Origin of the sequence: Actinomadura geliboluensis, from assembly GCF_043197915.1 — a bacterium.
GTDB classification, from domain to species: Bacteria; Actinomycetota; Actinomycetes; order Streptosporangiales; family Streptosporangiaceae; genus Spirillospora; species Spirillospora geliboluensis.
The window spans coordinates 481,683-498,855 of record NZ_JBICUA010000007.1 but is presented as its reverse complement, the minus strand read 5'-3'; the positions used below and the strand labels follow the sequence as shown (position 1 = coordinate 498,855).

14 protein-coding genes and 2 pseudogenes are annotated in these 17,173 nt (G+C 69.7%); 7 read left to right on the top strand and 9 right to left on the bottom strand.

Annotated features, from left to right (window positions below; all coding sequences use genetic code 11):
• The first annotated feature begins 23 nt into the window (after positions 1-23).
• From ACGFI1_RS24715 to ACGFI1_RS24705, 3 genes and pseudogenes are all read left to right on the top strand, one after another.
• Positions 24-548, top strand: a complete 525-nt coding sequence (locus ACGFI1_RS24715; protein ID WP_392788239.1) for a VOC family protein — start codon at positions 24-26, stop codon at positions 546-548.
• A 35-nt stretch (positions 549-583) separates the two neighbouring features.
• Positions 584-1,792: an alpha/beta fold hydrolase gene (locus tag ACGFI1_RS24710; RefSeq protein ID WP_392788237.1), complete on the top strand. Its 1,209-nt coding sequence runs from the start codon at positions 584-586 to the stop codon at positions 1,790-1,792.
• Positions 1,793-1,961: 169 nt separating this feature from the next.
• Positions 1,962-2,468: pseudogene (locus ACGFI1_RS24705) on the top strand (transposase).
• 30 nt (positions 2,469-2,498) lie between these two features.
• Here the strand turns inward: ACGFI1_RS24705 and ACGFI1_RS24700 are convergent.
• A pseudogene (locus ACGFI1_RS24700) lies at positions 2,499-2,765 on the bottom strand (biotin synthase BioB); the annotation flags it as partial.
• A 438-nt stretch (positions 2,766-3,203) separates the two neighbouring features.
• Between ACGFI1_RS24700 and ACGFI1_RS24695 the strand changes: the two are divergent.
• On the top strand, positions 3,204-3,971 hold the full coding sequence (locus ACGFI1_RS24695) for a class I SAM-dependent methyltransferase (RefSeq protein WP_392788234.1): 768 nt from the start codon (positions 3,204-3,206) through the stop codon (positions 3,969-3,971).
• A 369-nt stretch (positions 3,972-4,340) separates the two neighbouring features.
• Here the strand turns inward: ACGFI1_RS24695 and msrA are convergent, their stop codons facing one another.
• Together msrA and msrB are read right to left on the bottom strand one after the other, a co-directional pair.
• On the bottom strand, positions 4,341-4,847 hold the full coding sequence (gene msrA, locus ACGFI1_RS24690; protein WP_392788231.1) for a peptide-methionine (S)-S-oxide reductase MsrA: 507 nt from the start codon (positions 4,845-4,847) through the stop codon (positions 4,341-4,343).
• A 10-nt stretch (positions 4,848-4,857) separates the two neighbouring features.
• A complete protein-coding gene (msrB, locus tag ACGFI1_RS24685; protein WP_387076886.1) occupies positions 4,858-5,325 on the bottom strand; it encodes a peptide-methionine (R)-S-oxide reductase MsrB in 468 nt (155 codons plus the stop codon).
• Between the two features lie 993 nt (positions 5,326-6,318).
• Here msrB and ACGFI1_RS24680 point away from each other — a divergent pair.
• Positions 6,319-7,236, top strand: coding sequence for an NADP-dependent oxidoreductase (locus ACGFI1_RS24680; RefSeq protein WP_392788227.1), 918 nt, complete (start codon positions 6,319-6,321; stop codon positions 7,234-7,236).
• 289 nt (positions 7,237-7,525) lie between these two features.
• Complete coding sequence (locus ACGFI1_RS24675) at positions 7,526-8,155, top strand: TetR/AcrR family transcriptional regulator (RefSeq protein WP_386873010.1); 630 nt, start codon at positions 7,526-7,528, stop codon at positions 8,153-8,155.
• A 595-nt stretch (positions 8,156-8,750) separates the two neighbouring features.
• On the opposite strand, the gene ACGFI1_RS24670 is transcribed toward ACGFI1_RS24675, so the two are convergent.
• Complete coding sequence (locus ACGFI1_RS24670) at positions 8,751-10,931, bottom strand: MMPL family transporter (RefSeq protein ID WP_392788225.1); 2,181 nt, start codon at positions 10,929-10,931, stop codon at positions 8,751-8,753.
• A gap of 167 nt (positions 10,932-11,098) precedes the next feature.
• Here ACGFI1_RS24670 and sigJ point away from each other — a divergent pair, with 167 nt between their 5' ends.
• Positions 11,099-12,004 (top strand): RNA polymerase sigma factor SigJ, encoded by a 906-nt coding sequence (gene sigJ, locus ACGFI1_RS24665; RefSeq protein ID WP_386873014.1) that lies wholly within the window; start codon positions 11,099-11,101, stop codon positions 12,002-12,004.
• A 685-nt stretch (positions 12,005-12,689) separates the two neighbouring features.
• On the opposite strand, the gene ACGFI1_RS24660 is transcribed toward sigJ, so the two are convergent.
• From ACGFI1_RS24660 to ACGFI1_RS24640, 5 genes are all read right to left on the bottom strand, one after another.
• Positions 12,690-13,127 (bottom strand): nuclear transport factor 2 family protein, encoded by a 438-nt coding sequence (locus ACGFI1_RS24660; protein WP_392788222.1) that lies wholly within the window; start codon positions 13,125-13,127, stop codon positions 12,690-12,692.
• Positions 13,128-14,131: 1,004 nt separating this feature from the next.
• Positions 14,132-14,395 (bottom strand): DoxX family protein, encoded by a 264-nt coding sequence (locus ACGFI1_RS24655; protein ID WP_392788219.1) that lies wholly within the window; start codon positions 14,393-14,395, stop codon positions 14,132-14,134.
• A 355-nt stretch (positions 14,396-14,750) separates the two neighbouring features.
• A complete protein-coding gene (locus tag ACGFI1_RS24650) occupies positions 14,751-15,677 on the bottom strand; it encodes an RNA polymerase sigma-70 factor (RefSeq protein ID WP_392788216.1) in 927 nt (308 codons plus the stop codon).
• Positions 15,678-15,683: 6 nt separating this feature from the next.
• Positions 15,684-16,628: an NAD-dependent epimerase/dehydratase family protein gene (locus ACGFI1_RS24645; protein ID WP_392788214.1), complete on the bottom strand. Its 945-nt coding sequence runs from the start codon at positions 16,626-16,628 to the stop codon at positions 15,684-15,686.
• A gap of 197 nt (positions 16,629-16,825) precedes the next feature.
• Positions 16,826-16,999 carry a hypothetical protein gene (locus tag ACGFI1_RS24640; RefSeq protein WP_392788212.1) on the bottom strand — a complete coding sequence of 58 codons (174 nt, stop codon included), beginning with the start codon at positions 16,997-16,999 and terminating at the stop codon, positions 16,826-16,828.
• Between the last annotated feature and the right edge of the window lie 174 nt (positions 17,000-17,173).

Below are 17,173 nucleotides of genomic sequence, written 5' to 3'. Positions count from 1 at the left end.
GCGCGATCAGAAGGGGCAAACCTTTGAGTATCGACGATCCCGGCGCCCTGGGCGTCACCCTCGGCAAGGCGATCGGCGTCGGCCAGGTCGACCAAGTCGCGTTCCTCGTGGAGGACCTGGATACCGCCATGAAGTACTGGAGTGCGCTGTACCGCGACGCCGACTGGCTGGTCTACACCTACGACGCCACCCTCGTTCAGAACCTCGCGTACCGCGGGTGCCCCGGCACATTCTCCATGCGGCTCGCCCTGCTCGGAACCGGACCGCAGATCGAACTCATCCAGCCATTGGAGGGCCCGAGCATCTATCACGACTGGACCGAACGGCACGGCTACGGCCTCCACCACCTCGGCTTCTTCGTGCCGTCGATCACCGATGCCGTACAGGAATTCGAGGCTTCCGGCCGCCCCTGCATCCAATCCGGGTCCGGCTACGGCCTCGACGGGGACGGCGGATTCGCCTACTTCGACTTCGAGGACGTCTTCGGGATCCACCTGGAGGCGATCGAAGTACCCGCTCGGCGCCGCCCGAGCGAACGACTGCCATGACGCGAACAGACGAGAGAACACGGGAGTTCAGTGCAATGTCCGAGACCATGACCGCGAGTTGGTGGGACGCGTTCGCGAAGGAGGCGAACGCCGATGGCCGCCTCAACGCCGCCGCGAAGTACTTCCGGGGCCGCGTCCAGATCGAATACGGCACCGGCACGGTCAACTTCGACATCGCCGGCGGCCGCGTCGCCGACATCGCCGACGGCGCCTCCCCGCGCGGCGCCGACATCGTCTTCAGGGCTCCCCGTGAGGAGTGGGACCGCATCATCAGCGGCGAGTCCGATTTCATGAAGGCCACCACGCCCGGCCTCGGCCAGCTCGAAATCCTCGGGGACGCGGTCCTGGCCATGGACAACATCCGCGTCGTCCACCTGCTGCTCAAGGCGATGTCCCACGTCGGCAAGGAGCCCGCACCCCGGCCGGCGCCGTCCCCGGACCCGCGCCCCTCGGGCGAAACGATCGTCGGCCGCTACATCACCGTCAACGGCATCCGCACCTACTACGAGGAGGCCGGCCACGGACCGGCCATCGTCTGCTTCCACGCGGCCTGCCAGGACACGCTCATGTACCGCTACGTCTTGGAGGGACTCTCCGATCAGTACCGCGTCATCGCGCTCGACGCGCCGGGCCACGTGAAGACGGACATGCCACCGGACGGCCCCTTCCAGAGCCTGACCAGCCACGCCGAGTTCAACGAGGCATTCATGGGGGCCCTCGGGCTGGAGAGGCCCGCCATCATCGGCTGCTCCATGGGCGGCAACCTCGTCCTCGAACTCGCCACCCGGCGACCGGACGCCTACGCCGCCGTCATCTCCTCCTGCGGAGCGGACTACACGCCCACCATGTCCGGTTTTCTCCTGGAGATGCTGCTCAGCAACGGTCAGCAGATAGTCGAGACCTTCTGCGAGTCCCTCACGGGTCCTCGCACGCCCGACGACCGGGCGCGGGAGGCCGTCTGGCAGATCCGCCGCAACGTCCCCGAGGTCATGGCCGGAGACCTCATCGGCTACGCGGGCTTCGACAAGCGAGACGAAGTCGGCGGCATCACCGCACCCGTCCTCCTCCTCCGCGGCGAAGCCGACTGGCTCGTCTATCAGGAGCAGGTCGAAGCCACCCAGAGCCGCATCCCCGGCAGCACGATGGCCGTCCTCGAAGGAACGGGCCACTACCCGATGATCGAGAACCCCTACGAGTTCAACGAAACCGTCCGAACCTTCCTGAAGGAGAACGACTACTCGTAAGGAAACGCCACGGCGGCGGATCGCCATCGGTCAGATCCCTACGGAGGGGCAGGCCGGATCTCGACCCGACTGGGGGCCGGGACGCCGGCGGTCCGCCGCCCAACCGCATCCGGTGTGGTGTGGGCGGGTGTGGTGTGGGCGGGTGCGTAAGGGTGAGCGACCCCCGTGGATCGTGCCCGACAGCCTCTGGGAGCGCATCGACCCGCTGCTGCCCAGGGCAGAGCGTCGTCGGCGTCATCCCGGGCGTAAGCGGTTGGACGACCGCGAGGTGTTGTGCGGGATCTTGTTGGTGCTGCATACCGGGATCCCGTGGGAGTTCCTGCCGCGGGAGCTGGGGTTCGGGTCGGGCATGACGTGCCGGCGTCGCCTGGCCGAGTGGCATCGGGCCGGGGTATGAGACAGGTTGCACCGGCTGCTGCTGGAGGAACTGCACGCCGCCGGGAAGCTGGACTGGTCCAGGGCGGTGATCGACAGCTCGCCGTCCGCGCGCTCAGGCCCGCCGCGGCAGCCCCACGGATCGGGGCTGGGCATCCACCGCTACGCCGTCGAACGCACCATCGGGCCGCTGCACTGGTTCCGCCGCTTACGCATCCGCTGGGAGATCCGCGACCACGTCCACGAAGCGCTCATGACCCTCGCCGCAGCCATCATCTGCTGGCGACGCCTCGTCCGCTAATTCTGTTACGACCTCTTAGCGGACGAGGGCGAGGATCTCCGAAGTCGAGCCGAGCCGCTGGGAGCAGTACGTGCAGTCCTCAGGGCAGAGACCGCTCTTCATATTGACCAGGTGGTTGAGCTTGGCCCGCATGCCGAAGAAACGGCGCCGCACCTTCGAGGCCGCCGCCACCACGTCGAGAACGTCCTCATCGGCGGAACGCAGAACCGCCAGCGCCTCCTCGCGCGTCGGCGTCTCGCACCGCAGGCCCTTGGCGGTCAGCGTGCCCAGCTGATCATGGAGGGAAGTGTCCGTCATGACGACTCATCCTGATCGCTTCCGCCCGTCGGGCCAACGACGTCCGCCGACAAGATGACCAACGATCAGTTGTATCCGGCCACCGGGCCACGAGCGGTCGGCGAATGGCGAGCAGGTCAGGGGCCGGGCGTTTCCCGGCCCAGCCTCGATCGGACGTCGCGATCCGTCCGAGATCTGCGAGTGCGACCGGGAGCCCTGATGTGGGCCGGCACCGCTCGGGACGCGGCGAACCGGCTCGACCCGGCGAAGAAGCTCGCCCCTCTTGCCCGCACACGTCCGCCGTCGTGTGGGGGCGGCGACGCTCAAGCACTCCAAGGGCTGCCGCTGCCTGCGCGCACGCCCCTGCGGGTGGCGTCGTCCGACGTCTGATTTGCCGTGGCCGACGCGATGTCCTTAGATGCGAACTGTTCGCAATAAGGGACGGCCTTGGGGAGCACGGTGACGGACTGGCGGGGATGGCAGCACAGCTGGGACCGGCAGCAGGAGTTCTACATGCCGGACCGCGAGGAGCGGTTCCGCGTCATGCTGGACGTCGTCGAGGCGGTGGCGGGGCCCGAGCCCGTGGTCCTGGATCTGGCGTGCGGGACCGGCAGCATCACCGACCGGCTGCTGCGCCGCCTTCCCGGCGCCCGCAGCACCGGCGTGGACATCGACCCGGTCCTGCTCGCGATCGCCGAAGGGCACTTCGCCGGTGACGAGCGCGTGGAGTTCGTCACCGCCGACATCACCGCGCCGGGCTGGACGGAGGCCCTGCCGCACCGCGAGTACGACGCCGTCGTGACCGCCACGGCACTGCACTGGCTGGACGCCGAGCCGCTCCGCGCCCTGTACGAGGGACTGGCCAAGCTGGTGCGAGCGGGCGGGGTCTTCCTCAACGCCGACCACATGGTGGACGCGTCCGCGCCGCAGTTGAACGCCGCGTTGCGCGCGGGTGAGGAGGAGCGTCGGCAGCGGGCGGCCGAGGCCGGAGCGCTGGACTGGGCGGCCTGGTGGGGCGTGGCGGCCGACGACCCGGTGCTCGGCGCGAAGGCGCGGCAACGGTTCGAACTGTTGGGTGACCCCCGCGACCCCGCCCGCGGGCACTCGGGACCGGACAAACCCACAACGGTCGCCTGGCACCTGGACGCCCTCCGCGCCCAGGGCTTCTCCGAGGCGCGGCAGGTGTGGTGCTCACCGAGCGACGCCCTGGTGGCGGCGCTGCGGTGAGGGTCCCTCCCCGTCAACCCGTGCCGCCGCGGGAATCGCCATCCGGCGGGCGAGCGATGGTCCGGGACCCAGAAGACCAACCCGTCGCCGTTCCACCGGACTGGAGCGGCGGCCCACCCGTCCGCACAAGTCCTCTCGCGGGTGCGGGTGCGGGTGCGGGTGCGGGTGCGGGTCGGGCGGCGGCTCCGGCCGTGACGTCCCCGCTCAAGCGGAGAACGCTGCCGCCGCCGAACGAAGAAACCGCAGAACCTTCTCCGCAGGCACCTCGCAGGGCCTGAGCATCGGCCCGTCAGACGTGATCCAAACCGCTGTCTCCTCACGGAAGCCTGGGCCGGACCCGCGGGCACGCGGTCCGCGGGTCCGGGGCTGTCAGGCCGTCGCCCGCTTCGGGAGCTTCCATCCGGGGCGGGGGAAGTGGCAGGTGTAGCCGTTGGGATACCTCTGCAGGTAGTTCTGGTGCTCGGGCTCGGCCTCCCAGAAGTCGCCCGCCGGGACGACCTCGGTGACGACCTTGCCGGGCCACAGACCCGAGGCGTCGACGTCCACGATCGTTTCCTCGGCGACGCGCTTCTGCTCGTCGCCGGTGTAGAAGATCGCTGAGCGGTAGCTCGTGCCGACGTCGTTTCCCTGGCGGTTCTTCGTCGAGGGGTCGTGGACCTGGAAGAAGAACTCGAGCAGCGCCCGGAAGTCGGTCTCCTCGGGGTCGTAGACGACCTCGATGGACTCCGCGTGGGTGCCATGGTTGCGGTAGGTCGCGTTCGGGACGTCGCCGCCGCTGTAGCCGACGCGCGTGGCCACGACGCCGGGCTGGTGGCGGAACAGCTCCTCCATGCCCCAGAAGCAGCCGCCGGCGAGGATCGCCTTCTCCGTGGTCATGTCGTCTCCCCTACTTGTCGTTGGTGTCGCTCGTGAAGAGCGTGCGGTACTCGCCGTACCCCTCCTTCTCCAAGTCGTCGAGGTGGATGAACCGCAGCGATGCGGAGTTGATGCAGTAGCGCAGGCCGCCCCTGTCGGCGGGGCCGTCGGGGAAGACGTGGCCCAGGTGGCTGTCCCCGTGCAGCGAGCGGGCCTCCGTCCGGATCATCCCGTGGCTGGAGTCCTCGCGCTCGACGACGTTCGCCGTGGAGATCGGCTTCGTGAAGCTCGGCCAGCCGGTGTTGCTGTCGTACTTGTCGGCGGACGCGAACAGCGGCTCGCCGGACACGACGTCGACGTAGATGCCGGGCTCGTGGTTGTCCCAGTAGGCGTTCGCGAACGGGCGCTCGGTGCCGTCCTGCTGAGTCACGCGGTACTGCTCCGGATCGAGCCGCGAAACGGCCTCCGGGTTCTTGCGGTACTGGGTCTGCCTGGGCACAGCTCTCCCTTCCCGGCCTTGCGGCGTGGAGCTGGGGAACCAGGTGAAGCGCACCTGGACGCACATGTACAGACGCTCCACGGCCCGGCCGTATTCCCGTGGAGGTGGACTTGATAGTCCTAAGTGATGTTTCGATCGCCGTCGAGTCCTGCCAGGGGTGGACCTGGCGACTCCTTCTAGCCTGATGGCCATAACCACAGGTAGATCAGTCGAGCAGCCTTGTCCACCGCCAGGCACGGGTGGTGCGTATGCGCGCCACGGCCTCCCCAACTGTCTGGACGATGTAGTCCAATCTAGCACCTCGAAGTCCAGCAGATGCCTCCTGGACGCTCCTCGCCCAGCGTTTCGCGCCAGCGCGGCAAGCTCCGACGAGGCGGCGAGGGTGTCGTTCTCCAGTCAAGGGAGGCTGAGATCGCGCGCCGCCCGGAGTGCAGGAGTTCGGCCATCTGGTGGTCGATGAGCGATTGCGCCCTGGAGCCGAGAGGCGCCGGACCGTCCCGGCCAGGTTCGGGCCCTGCCTTCGCCGTTCGGCGGATGAGTGGACTATCTAGTCCTAGTCAAAGCCGGACCGCGTCAAGGCCAAGCAGAGGCATCCCGACGTCGACAGCTCCCTCGGGATCAGGTCACACTGCCCGGACGTGGCCGTACTGCACCTAGAGAGCACGACAAACACGCAGCTCAATACCCATAGCAGGTGTCGCGCGTGCCATCGAGGCACAGCAAGGGGCCCGGCCCATTCATCAGGTGTTTCGCGCGGCAAGTCCGGAGTCTGCTCGGATCAAGCTTGCGTTGGGCCTTCGAAAGTGGACTTGACCGACCAGTTCCATGATGGCTAGGTTCGGGGGCGTCCGGCTGCGTTCCGCCATCGGCGACCAAGTCCGATATGGACCAACCGCCGCTGGCGGGCTGCGGAGGTCCCACACCCGCGAGGAGACCACCGCTGACGAAACGAGATGTCATGCATGTAAGGACTGGATCGAGAGGGGACGTCCGATGAGAGCGATCGTGGTGACGGACGAGGCTGCGGGAACCGCCGGGATGACGCCGGCGGAGCGGCCCGAGCCCCCGGCGGCGATCAACGACGTCATCGTCCGGGTTCACGCGTCGGGCTTCGTCCCGACTGAGTTGGACTGGCCTTCGACCTGGACCGACCGACGCGACCGTGACCGGACACCGTCGATCCCCGGCCACGAACTGGCCGGAGTGGTCACCGCCCTCGGTTACGGCACGACGGGGGTCACCGTTGGGCAGCGAGTGTTCGGCCTCACCGACTGGCATCGCGACGGAACCCTCGCCGAGTACACGGCCGTCGAGGCGCGCAACCTCGCGCCCCTCCCGGGGGACGTCGATTTCACGGTGGGCGCGAGCCTGCCGATCTCGGGCCTGACCGCGTGGCAGGGGCTGTTCGACCACGGCCGCCTGAAAGCGGGGCAGAGCGTCCTGGCGCACGGCGCGGCCGGGGCGGTCGGGACGATGGTGACGCAACTCGCGCGGGAGGCCGGCGGCCACGTCATCGGCACCGGACGCTCCGCCGACCGTCAGAAGGCCCTCGACTTCGGCGCGCACGAGTTCGTCGACCTCGAGAACGACGCCCTCGAAGACGTCGGCGAAGTCGATCTCGTTTTCGACGTCATCGGCGGCGACGTCCAGAGGAGGTCCGCCGGCCTGATCCGATCGGGAGGAACGCTGGTCACCGTCGTCGGACCGCCCGAGGCGCGGCCCGCCGAAGGCTTGGCGATCGACTTCGTCGTCGAGTCCGATCGCGCCCAGCTGGGCGAGATAGTGCAGCGGGTACGCGACGGACGACTGCGTACGAACATCGGCGACGTCGCGTCCTTCGACGATGCCGTCGCCGCCTTGAACCCGACCGGACGACGCAAGGGGAGGACGATCATTCGCGTTCGCCCCTGAGGACTCGTGGACGGCGGACAGTCATGCCCTCACCCTCGCCATTCAACGCCAAGATCACGTCGGCGATGTCAGGGCGGGGTGGCTGACCTGGCGCGCGTGTCCCGGCCCGTAGGAGCGGGCGAATCGGCCGCGGCCCCTGTGGCGGCGTCCAGTAGCGGCAAGTCGCCCACGTTGGCGCCGCCACCGTGAGAACTCGGCTCTGGGGTATGCCGTTTCCGTCGACCGCCTGTGAACGTCCCATGCCCCGCTTGCCCAAGTCGACCGGGGATGGCCCGGTAGCCTTGCCTTCGTGACCAGGGCGGAGAGTGCCGAACAGGGGCCGAGGCTGACACCCCGCGGCGCGGCGACGAGGCGCCGCATCATCGAGGCCGCGGCCGAGCTCATGTACGTGCGGGGGGTCAGTTCGACCACTCTGGACGATGTCCGCGCGGCGAGCGGCACGAGCAAGTCCCAGCTCTACAACCACTTCGCGGACAAGGAGCAGCTGGTCCGCGCCGTGGTTCTGCTCCGTTCGGAAGAGATCCTGGAGCGCGAGCACGCCGCGCTGCAGCGGCTCAGGTCGTTCAACGGGCTGGTCCGGTGGAGGGACGCGATCGTCCAGCGCAACGCCCTGAAGAAGGGCGCGTACGGCTGCGTCATCGGTTCGATCGCCGGAGAGGTCTCCGACCAGGACGAGGTCGCCCGCGCGGCCCTCGCCGAGACCTTCGAGGAGTGGGAGAACCTCATCGAGGCCGGTTTGCGCCGCATGCAGGACGCCGGGACTCTCACTGCCGACGCGGACCCCCGAAGGCTCGCGATCGGGCTGATGGCGGCGCTGCAAGGCGGCTACCTGCTGGCCCAGACCGCCCATGACGTCACGCCCATGGAGGTCGCGCTCGACATGGCGCTCGATCACGTCAGGATGTACCTCGCGGACTGATGGGCGCAGCGCTCACCCGACATCCGTACCCCGCAGTTGAACACCCTCCCAGCACCCGAGCAGCGAAACCACCGGCCGGGGCCATCAACTATGCCGTGGCTGAGGTCCCCAGTTTCGTTGCAGCGAAGGGGTGCTGAGTGTGGAGGACTGGGCGGAGGCCCGTAGGCCGCACCGGTCGGAGCAGATGCCGATCCGGGCGATCGCCCGGAAGCTGGGGATAGGCCGGAACACGTTGCGGCGGACGGTTCTTTGCGATGCGGGTGCATGGCCGCCACCAGAGCCGTCAGGACCGCCAGTCCGGTTCCGGCGGTTGGTGTCAGGGTGGGGACGATCCCGGTGGCGGCCGGGCGCAATCAGCCCGATGGCGCCGAGCAGTTCCATCACCCCGATGAACCGCACGATCGCCGGGGGATTGCCTGCGACCACGGATATCTGCCGACCAGCTTGGCATTCGGCTGGGAGGCTTTCTCCAGGCCGGATAGGGCGAGCATGGGCGAGATCGCTTGCATGATCCACAAGAGCACGTTCATCGACAGACCATCTCTGTTGTCATTGATGGCTCATGCACAGGTCTCATCCATGATGGTGTGCGCGCTCAGTGCCGTTCCAGTTCCACCTTCGGCAGCAGCCGGGCCAGCGGTGCGGGCAGCCACCAGGCGCGGCGGCCCATCAGCTCCATCGCCGCCGGGACGATCAGGCAGCGGATGATGACGGCGTCCACGAAGATCGCCACCGCCATGCCGAAGCCGGCCTGCTGCAGCATTCGTTCCGGGCTGAGCATGAAGGCGGCGAAGATCATGATCATGATCGAGCCCGCGGCTGTGATCACTGAGCCGGTGTGGGCCAGTCCCTCTCGGACGGCGCGGGACGGGTCGCCGGGGGAGCGCGTCCACTCCTCGTGGATCCGGGAGATCAGGAAGATCTCGTAGTCCATGGAGAGCCCGAAGACGATCGCGAAGATCATTACGGGCAGGAACGCCTCGATCGGCCCGCCCTCGACGCCGAACAGGCCGTCCTGGTACACCAACTTCATCGCGCCGAGCGCGGCGCCGATGCTGAGCAGGTTCAGCAGCGCGGCCTTCAGCGGGATGAGCACCGAGCGGAACACCGCCATCAGCAGGAGCACCGAGAGGCCGACGACGATGGTCATGAACAGCGGCATCCGGTCGGCGACCTTGGCGGCGTAGTCCTCGGACGCGGCCGTGGCCCCGCCGACCAGATACTGCGCGCCGTTCCGCGCGGACAGTTTCGGCAGGACGTCGTCGCGCAAGGTGCCGACGAGCTGGGAGGTCTTCTCGTCCTGCGGGGCGGAGGTCGGGAAGACCAGGACGGTGGCGGCCTTGCCGTCCGGTGTGGGTATCGGGGCCGCGGCGGCCTGGACCGCGGGAACACCGTTCAGCGCCCGGGTCGCCTCCGCGGCGGCCTGTTCGGCGCTGCCCGTCCCGCCGTCGGTCACGACCAGCAGCGGGCCGTTGAATCCGGGGCCGAAGCCCTGGGAGAGCAGGTCGTAGGCCTCCCGGCTGGTGGCGCCGCGCGCGTCGCTGCCCGCGTCCGAGAAGCCGAGCCGCATGCCCAGAGCCGGCACGGCGAGCGCGCCGAGGATGACCGCCGCCGTCAGCAGGGCGGCCAGCGGTCGTCGCTGCACCACGGCCGCGAGCCGCCGCCACGCGGTGCCCTCGGCGGCCCGGCCCTTGGCTTGGCGCCGCTTGGCGCGCCGGGTGAACTGGCGGGCGAAGCGGCGGCCGAAGATGCCGAGTAGCGCGGGCAGGAGGGTCAGGGCGGCGAGCATGGTCACCAGCACGGTCAGTGCGACCGACAGCGCCATGCCCTGGATCGAGCCGAGGCCGAGGGCGACGAGGCCGAGCAGCGCCAAGATGACGGTGCAGCCGGCGAAGAACACCGAACGGCCCGCGGCGTCCATCGCGTTCACGGTGGCCTGCTCCGGCGTCTCGCCGCGCACCAGTTCGGCGCGGTAGCGGGCGAAGATCAGCAGCGCGTAGTCGATGCCGACGCCGAGGCCGACCAGGATCATCACCGGCGGGGTCCAGCCGGCGATCGTGAAGGCGTGCGACGCCACGACGATGACGCCGACGGTGGACCCGACGGCGAACAGGGCGATGATGATGGGCAGCCCGGCGGCGATGACCGTGCCGAACATCATGACCAGGATGACCAGCGCGGCCAGCAGGCCCGCGCCCTCCGCGGCGCCGGTTCCGCCCTCGGCCAGCAGCCGGGCCGCGTCGCCTCCCAGCTCGACCTGGAGCCCGCCGCCCGCGGCCTTCTGGGCGGTGTCGAGGATGCGCTGGGTGTCGGCTTTGGGCATGTCCTCCGACGGGACTTCCAGCACCACCGTGGCGTAGCCGATCGTGCCGTCCCCGGCGATGGTGCCCTCGCCGTCGTACAGGCTGCGAACCTGGCCGACCTTGGGCAGCCCGGTGACCTCGTCCAGCATGGCGGTCACGCGTCGCTGGACGGCGGGTTCGCGCAGGCCGCCGTCGTGGTGCAGGACGATCTCGACGGTGTCGGCGGCGCGCGCGGCGCCGTGCTCGGCCAGCAGGTCGGCGGCCTGCTGCGACTCGGTGCCGGGGAGGGAGAAGTCGTTGCGGTAGTCGTCGCCCGCGACCGACGCGACGGCCCAGACGCCGCCCAAGATCGCCACCCACAGGAACAGGGCGAGCCACCTGCGGCGGTGGACGAAGCCCGCGATGCGGACGAACACCCCTTGCCGCGACGGTGATCGGGGTGTCGGTTCTCGGTTCAGTTCGGTAAGCGTCATGATCTCTTTCCCTAGAAGGTGTCGAGCGTCCACGGATCGGACTGGGATTCCGTGGCTTGACGACGCAGCCCTCCCAGGTGTGACACCGACGCCCGACACCGGCCCCCGGGACGCTCGCCGCCCCGGGGGCCGTGTCACATCCCGACCGGCTGCCTCGTCAACACCGCATGGGGACGACAGAGCAGGACGTGTGGGACGACGAAGAGTCGCTGGCGCGGTCCTTCGAGGCCAACCGGCCGCGCCTGCTGCGCGTGGCGTACACGATGACGGGCTCGCTGGCCGAGGCCGAGGACTGCGTGCAGGAGGCGTGGCTGCGGCTGCGCGGGCTCGCCGATCCGGGGGTCGTCCGGAACCTCGACGCCTGGTTGACGACCACCGTCAGCCGGCTGGCGCTCGACGCCCTGACCAGCGCGCGGGCACGCCGCGAGCAGTACGTCGGCACGTGGCTGCCCGAGCCGCTGGTCGAGGCCCGCTCCCACGACCCGGCCGACCGCATCACGCTGGACGAGTCGGTGAGCATGGCGCTGCTGGTCGTCCTGGAGCGGCTCACCCCCGCCGAGCGCACCGCGTTGGTGCTGCACGACGTCTTCGGCCTCCCCTTCCTCGAGATCGCCGAGGTGGTCGGCCGCTCGCCGGCGGCGGTGCGCCGGCTCGCCTCGCGGGCACGCCGGCAGGTCGAGGACGGCCGGCCACGGACCCCGGCCACAGAAGCCGAGCAGCGCAAACTGGTCGAGGCGTTCACGGCCGCCTGCCAGACCGGCGATCTGCCGGGCCTCGTCGCGCTGCTCGACCCGGACGTCGTGCTGCGCGGCGACGGCGGCGGCAAGGTCGCCACACTCCAGCACGTCGAACGGTCGGCGGCGCGGGTGGCCCCCATGATGCTGGCCCGTGCCCGCGCCGTGCCCCCACTGGACATCCTGCCCATCACGGTCAACGGCGCCCCGGGGCTGGTGATCCGGGACGCCGACGGCGGCCTGTCGGTCATGGCGTTCACGGTCGACACCGGCCGGATCACCGCGATCGACCTCATCCGCAACCCGGACAAGCTCGCAAGGCTCCCGGACCTGCGCTGAGCGCCTGATCCCGCCGGGCGCGAAGCGTGCCGGCGATCTCCTGCGCGGTCCCGGAACCGGCGAAGATCGTGATCCGGAGTTCCTGCTCGCAGTGGGGAGCCAGGTGTGAAGTTCGGAACCGGGCCCGTTGGGATCACCGCTGAGTTCCTACCGCCGGCCGCCGCCCGCACCCCAGCACCCGCAACGGCTTGGCGTCGGTGACGCCCGGCGCGCGGTGAATTCAGAACGTCTCGTTCGGAACCAGCGCGGCTTCAGGCATCGGCTGGACCACTGTGGCAATCCTCGACGGCGTCGGCCGCAAAGCCGCCTCCGCGGCCAGGGCGACAAACCGTCGTGGTCAAGGATCGCTACGGCACTTGGCGTGACAGAAAGGCACGTGCGCCCCCCGCCTGCTCACAATTCAGTTGAGAGCGTGTCTTGGGGCGGCGGCTTCCACACACCGCCTCGTTGTGGACGCCGCCTCGGCCGCTGTGGTCGGACCAAGGGGCGGTTCAGGGTGGGCGGTCATTCAGTGCAGCGGCCGAAAGGTGCACTTGTTGCCTGCGGGGCGCGGGGCGAAGATTTGTCGTGAGCGTGACCGCGAGCACGACCGTCGGCTCGGCGTTGTCCAGTACGACCGCCAGTGAGGGGAGCCACAGCGGTCCTGGGGAAGCGCGTACGGCCCGATGCCGATTGCCCCCGAGCCCTATGGCGAGGTCAAAGTGGCCATCACTCGATCCGGTTCCCAGTGGGCGCGGAACGAGGTGATCAGGCCGTCGTCATCGACCGTGTAGACGGTCAGGCAGTCGATCGTCATGGTGGTCCCGCCGTCCAGCGTCGCGGTGATGGTGACGACGTTGGCGCAGGCGGGGCCGTTGGCGAACGAGTTGCTCACCCGGAAGCGGAACTTGCGCACCCGGGCGATGTTCTCGTCCCAGAACCGCTCGATCCCGTCCTGCCCCCGGTGCCCCTTGCCTTCGGGATCGAGCATCGAGGGGCCGACGGGGTCCTCGATGACGGCGTCCGGGCCGAACAGCGCGAGCCACTCCTGCTTGCGCCCGCCGGCGGCCGCGGCCATCGCCGCGCGTACCGCCCGGCGCGCAGGGTGGTCACCGTCGGGCGCGTCCCAAGTGACTGCGTTCATGACAGAAACTGTAACGCGTTCTCATTTCCGGTCAACGGCCCCATCGACCCGTCTGGCGGCTGTCGGGCCGCCGAGTCGTCCCCTCAGGCCTCTCCGGCGGCGCTGGACATCCCGGCGGGACGTCCCTTGGAACGGCCCGCCGATTCCGGCCCCACAACCGGCATGAACTTCGAGGTCCTCGCGACGGGAGAGGACGGGAACAGATCACGGCTGACCACGGACCGCACGCCTGGGGACGTGGCCGAAAGAGTTGATCGGGACCACGGGTGGGGCTGTCGCCGGGACGCCAGGGGCAGGCAGCGAGTACGGCGACCAGGTGCGCAACTGTGCGGGCTCGGAGCGGTAGCCGCCGTTTTGCCCTGAGGCCGTCCCGGTTTATGCGACGCGAGGTTCAGGGCTGTCGTTCAGGAGTGGACGTAGCGGGTGTCGTTGGTGACCTCTGGCTTGGACGAGGTGGTGTTGTCTCGCCCGGGGTGTTCCGGTGAAGCGCACGATGGTCGGATCGGAAGTGGTCGAAGGCCCGGTGGCGTATATCGCCGGTGTGGGAGTGAGGATCCGGTTCGGGCGGGGCGGTGGATGGCAGATGCCCCCCGGCTGGCGGTGGAGCGGAGTCATGGGAACTGGCATCTGCAGCTGGAACTGGCAGCGCTGGCTTCCGCTTCGACTGGGTGCCTTGGTGAGCCCTGCGGTGGCGGACTGGGAACTGCTGCCCCCTGCGCGGCACATGGCGCCGGACCCGGTCAGCCCGGCCCTCACGGCTCCTGGGCAACTTCATAGAAATGGCGTTCGATTTCGCGATCCCTGTCGAAGTCTTTCGGGATGGCAGCTTCCTGCTTGCTCGGATCGGATGACAGCGCCGCAAGGTGTCGTAGTGGATGGGGATCAGTAGGGGAGGGGACCTCCGGACGGCGACCGTCATCCTGCTTCTCGCACTCATGTCCCTAGCCCATCTGCGTCTGCATCCGCGTCAGCGAATTTCACGTGCGAAGCGCGGTTGCAGGTGGTCAGCCGGTGAAGGACTCGGGACCGAGGCGGCCCCAGGCGATGAACGCCGCGAGTGCGAGATAGATCAGGTTCAGTGCGGCGAACCGGAACTCGCTGCGGCGGCTGTGGACGATCATCGCGCCGACCATCAGCAGGATCCAGCACAGGGCGGTCACCGGCACCAGAACCGGTGCGATATCGACCACGGCCGGCAGGCTCAGGCCGGCCAGGATCTCCAGGGTGCCGAGGCCTTGACGAAGCCGGCGCCGGCGTCCCGGGTCCATTCGCCGCCGGGGGAGGCGGCCGGCTTCTCCCGGGGCGTGGACGCCTTGATGATGCCGCCGGCCAGGGCCACCACGGCCAGAAGTCCGGCGCCGATCCACAGTGCGAGGTTTATGGGGGATGTCTCCAATGGAGATTTGAGCGCGGTCGTCGTGACCGTGCTCGGAGTCTGGAAAGGGAGGTTTCTCGGTTGTCGGCCCCTGGCCGGAGCCGCATGGCTCCGTCGGGTCGCGTCCGAGGTGATCGGGGTGGGCGGCGTTTTCCGGGCGCGCGTGCGCCAGGCCGTCGCTCATGGTTGCGTGCTGCCGCCTTTAGGTCGCTCCGGCGGTTGCGGATGGCCCGGTGGGGCCGGGTGGTTCAGGCGTCGCTGGCGGGGTTGGGGCCGGCCCGGACCAGGTCGCCGAGGTTGCCGACCCGGCCGAAGTGCCGCAGCTTGTCGGGGTTGACGACGGAGTGGATCGTCTGGATGTGGCCGTCGGCGATGTCCAGCCCCATCACCGCGACCAGCAGGTCGCGCGCGTCGAATACCAGAGCGCCCGGCTGCCCGTTGACCTTGGTGAGGTCGAAGCGCACGCCGCCGGCCCGCGCGAGCAGGGGCGCCATCGCCGCCAGGACGCGTGCCACCGGCTGCCGGCCGTTGAGCGGCCGCCCCAGCGCGGGCACTCTGCCGCCGCCGTCGCCGTGCATCGCCACGTCCTGCGCCAGGAGCTTCTCGAGCGCGTGCAGGTCGCCCTGTTGGACGGCGGCGAAGAAGCGTCCGGCCAGTTGCTGCTGCTGCCGTCGGGTGGCGTGGTAGCGCGGTCGGCGCTGCTGGAGGTGTTTGCGGGCCCGCGCGACCAGGTGCCGCGTGGTGTCCACGTCCGTGCCGATGATCTCGGCGACCTCCGGATACGGGTACTGGAACACCTCGCGCAGCAGGAACGCGGCCCGCTGCTGCGGCGTCAGGGTCTCCAGCAGCACCAGGACGGCCAGCGACAGCGAGTCGGCGGTCTCGGCATGCTCGCCCGGTGACGGATCGCCGGCCAGCGGTTCCGGCAGCCACTCGCCGACATACGCCTCCCGCCGCGCCCGTGCCGAGCGCAGCTGGTCGATGGCCAGCCGGGTGACCAAGGTGGCGATGTAGGCGCGCGGCGAGGCGATCGCCTCGCCTCCCCGCTGGGTCTGGTGCAGCCGCAGGAACGCCTCCTGCACCACGTCCTCGGCTTCGCCGACGCTGCCGAGCATCTGGTAGGCGATGGCGAAGGCCCGCGGCCGCAGTTCGCCGTACAACTGCGAAGTGGACATGCCGGGTCAGCCCAATCCGTCGGTGAAACCGGTGCGCCAGCTCGGGTACCGCGGCTCCCAGCCCAGCTCGCGCTTGGTCTTCTCGGTGGAGATCCCGCGGGCCCGGGTCATCATGTCCACCGCGCCCGCGCCGGCCAGCGGCCGGACCAGCCAGGCCGGCACGCGGCGCGGCGGTCCGGCGCCGAGCGTCCGGGCGAGGTGGGGCAGCCATTCGCGCAGCGGTACCGGGTCGTCGTCGGCGACGTGGTAGATCCCGGGCCTGCCGCGTTCGATGGCCGCGACGGTGGCGGACGCGGCGTCGGCGATGTGCACCAATGACCACACCCCTCCGCCGCCGCCGACGATCGGGAACTGCCGCTTGCGGATCTGCCGGGTCATGACCGCGTCCGGCGCGGCGCTGAGTCCGGTCCCGGGTCCATAGAAGGCACCGTAGCGAAGCACGATGCCATCGGCCCAGGTGATGCCGGTGACCGCGTCCTCCAGATGGCGCAGCGCGGCCACGGCCGGCGCGGCGTCCGCGGGCGGGTTCGGCTCGATCCGGCCGCTCTCGTCGGCGACCGGTCCGCCGGTGCGTTCCATCCACATGGCGTTGCTCTGCGCCACGAACGTCCGGACGCCCACCGCGCGCGCCGCGGACAGCAGGTGGTCGGTGCCCTCGGTGCGCAGCCGGTTGGTGGCGGCCGCCATCCGTTTCACATTCCGCATGCTCGTCTCTCCGCCCAGCGCGGTGAGCTGATGGACGATCACCTCGGGCTCGGCCTTGGCCACCATGTCGGCCACCGCGTCGGGGTCGAGTGCGTCGATGACGACCGGCTCGGCGCCCAACGCGTGCAGCATGCCGGTCTTGGCCGGTGAGCGGGTCGTGCCGACGACCTCGTGCCCGGCCTCCACGAGCCGGGGGACGAGCCGGCTGCCGATCGCGCCGGACGCTCCGGCGATCAGGACTCTCATGGCGTCTCCGTTCATCGCTTACCAACAGAGACGAGACGTCCCCGCCGAACATGAACGGCAGTAACCCAGATCACACATGTGCCGACCACGGAAGTGCACGGCCGTCCTTGCGCCAGGAGAGCTGGCAGCACGAGGGTGCGGTCCCAACGGCGAGGTCTCGGCCGACACCCCTCGGCGGCCGCGGCGGCGGACCGGATTCACTCGTAACGCAGCGACTCGCGTTCGGCCTCCTCGATCTCGCCGACGGTCGGGCCCGGCTGGTCCAGCTGCGCCAAAGTCACCTCGGCGCTGGTCGACTGGGCGCCGGCGGGCACCGACTGCTCCGGCCGCCAGGCTCTGGCGCGCATCAGCGACTTCGGGCAGCGGGGCATCCGGAGGAGCTTCCGCCTGACGCTCGCGAACTCGGCCGCGCGCAAGGACTGGACAGCGGCGGGGAGGTCGTAGCGTCAGGTTGCGGGCGACTGGCCCCTTACTCTGCGGGATGAAGAGGGGGCCGAACGGCGTCCCCGATCTCGTTCGACCGATCGTGCACTTTCGGTGGGCGC

What these genes read in the sequence shown, in the direction of transcription:
- ACGFI1_RS24680 (WP_392788227.1), top strand. Translation starts at nt 6,319, where the DNA reads ATGAGAGCGATCGTGGTGACGGACGAGGCTGCGGGAACCGCCGGGATG.
- ACGFI1_RS24650 (WP_392788216.1), bottom strand. Translation starts at nt 15,677, where the DNA reads ATGTCCACTTCGCAGTTGTACGGCGAACTGCGGCCGCGGGCCTTCGCC.
- sigJ (WP_386873014.1), top strand. Translation starts at nt 11,099, where the DNA reads ATGGGGACGACAGAGCAGGACGTGTGGGACGACGAAGAGTCGCTGGCG.
- ACGFI1_RS24655 (WP_392788219.1), bottom strand. Translation starts at nt 14,395, where the DNA reads ATGGACCCGGGACGCCGGCGCCGGCTTCGTCAAGGCCTCGGCACCCTG.
- ACGFI1_RS24645 (WP_392788214.1), bottom strand. Translation starts at nt 16,628, where the DNA reads ATGAGAGTCCTGATCGCCGGAGCGTCCGGCGCGATCGGCAGCCGGCTC.
- ACGFI1_RS24660 (WP_392788222.1), bottom strand. Translation starts at nt 13,127, where the DNA reads ATGAACGCAGTCACTTGGGACGCGCCCGACGGTGACCACCCTGCGCGC.
- ACGFI1_RS24670 (WP_392788225.1), bottom strand. Translation starts at nt 10,931, where the DNA reads ATGACGCTTACCGAACTGAACCGAGAACCGACACCCCGATCACCGTCG.
- msrA (WP_392788231.1), bottom strand. Translation starts at nt 4,847, where the DNA reads ATGACCACGGAGAAGGCGATCCTCGCCGGCGGCTGCTTCTGGGGCATG.
- ACGFI1_RS24640 (WP_392788212.1), bottom strand. Translation starts at nt 16,999, where the DNA reads ATGCCCCGCTGCCCGAAGTCGCTGATGCGCGCCAGAGCCTGGCGGCCG.
- ACGFI1_RS24710 (WP_392788237.1), top strand. Translation starts at nt 584, where the DNA reads ATGTCCGAGACCATGACCGCGAGTTGGTGGGACGCGTTCGCGAAGGAG.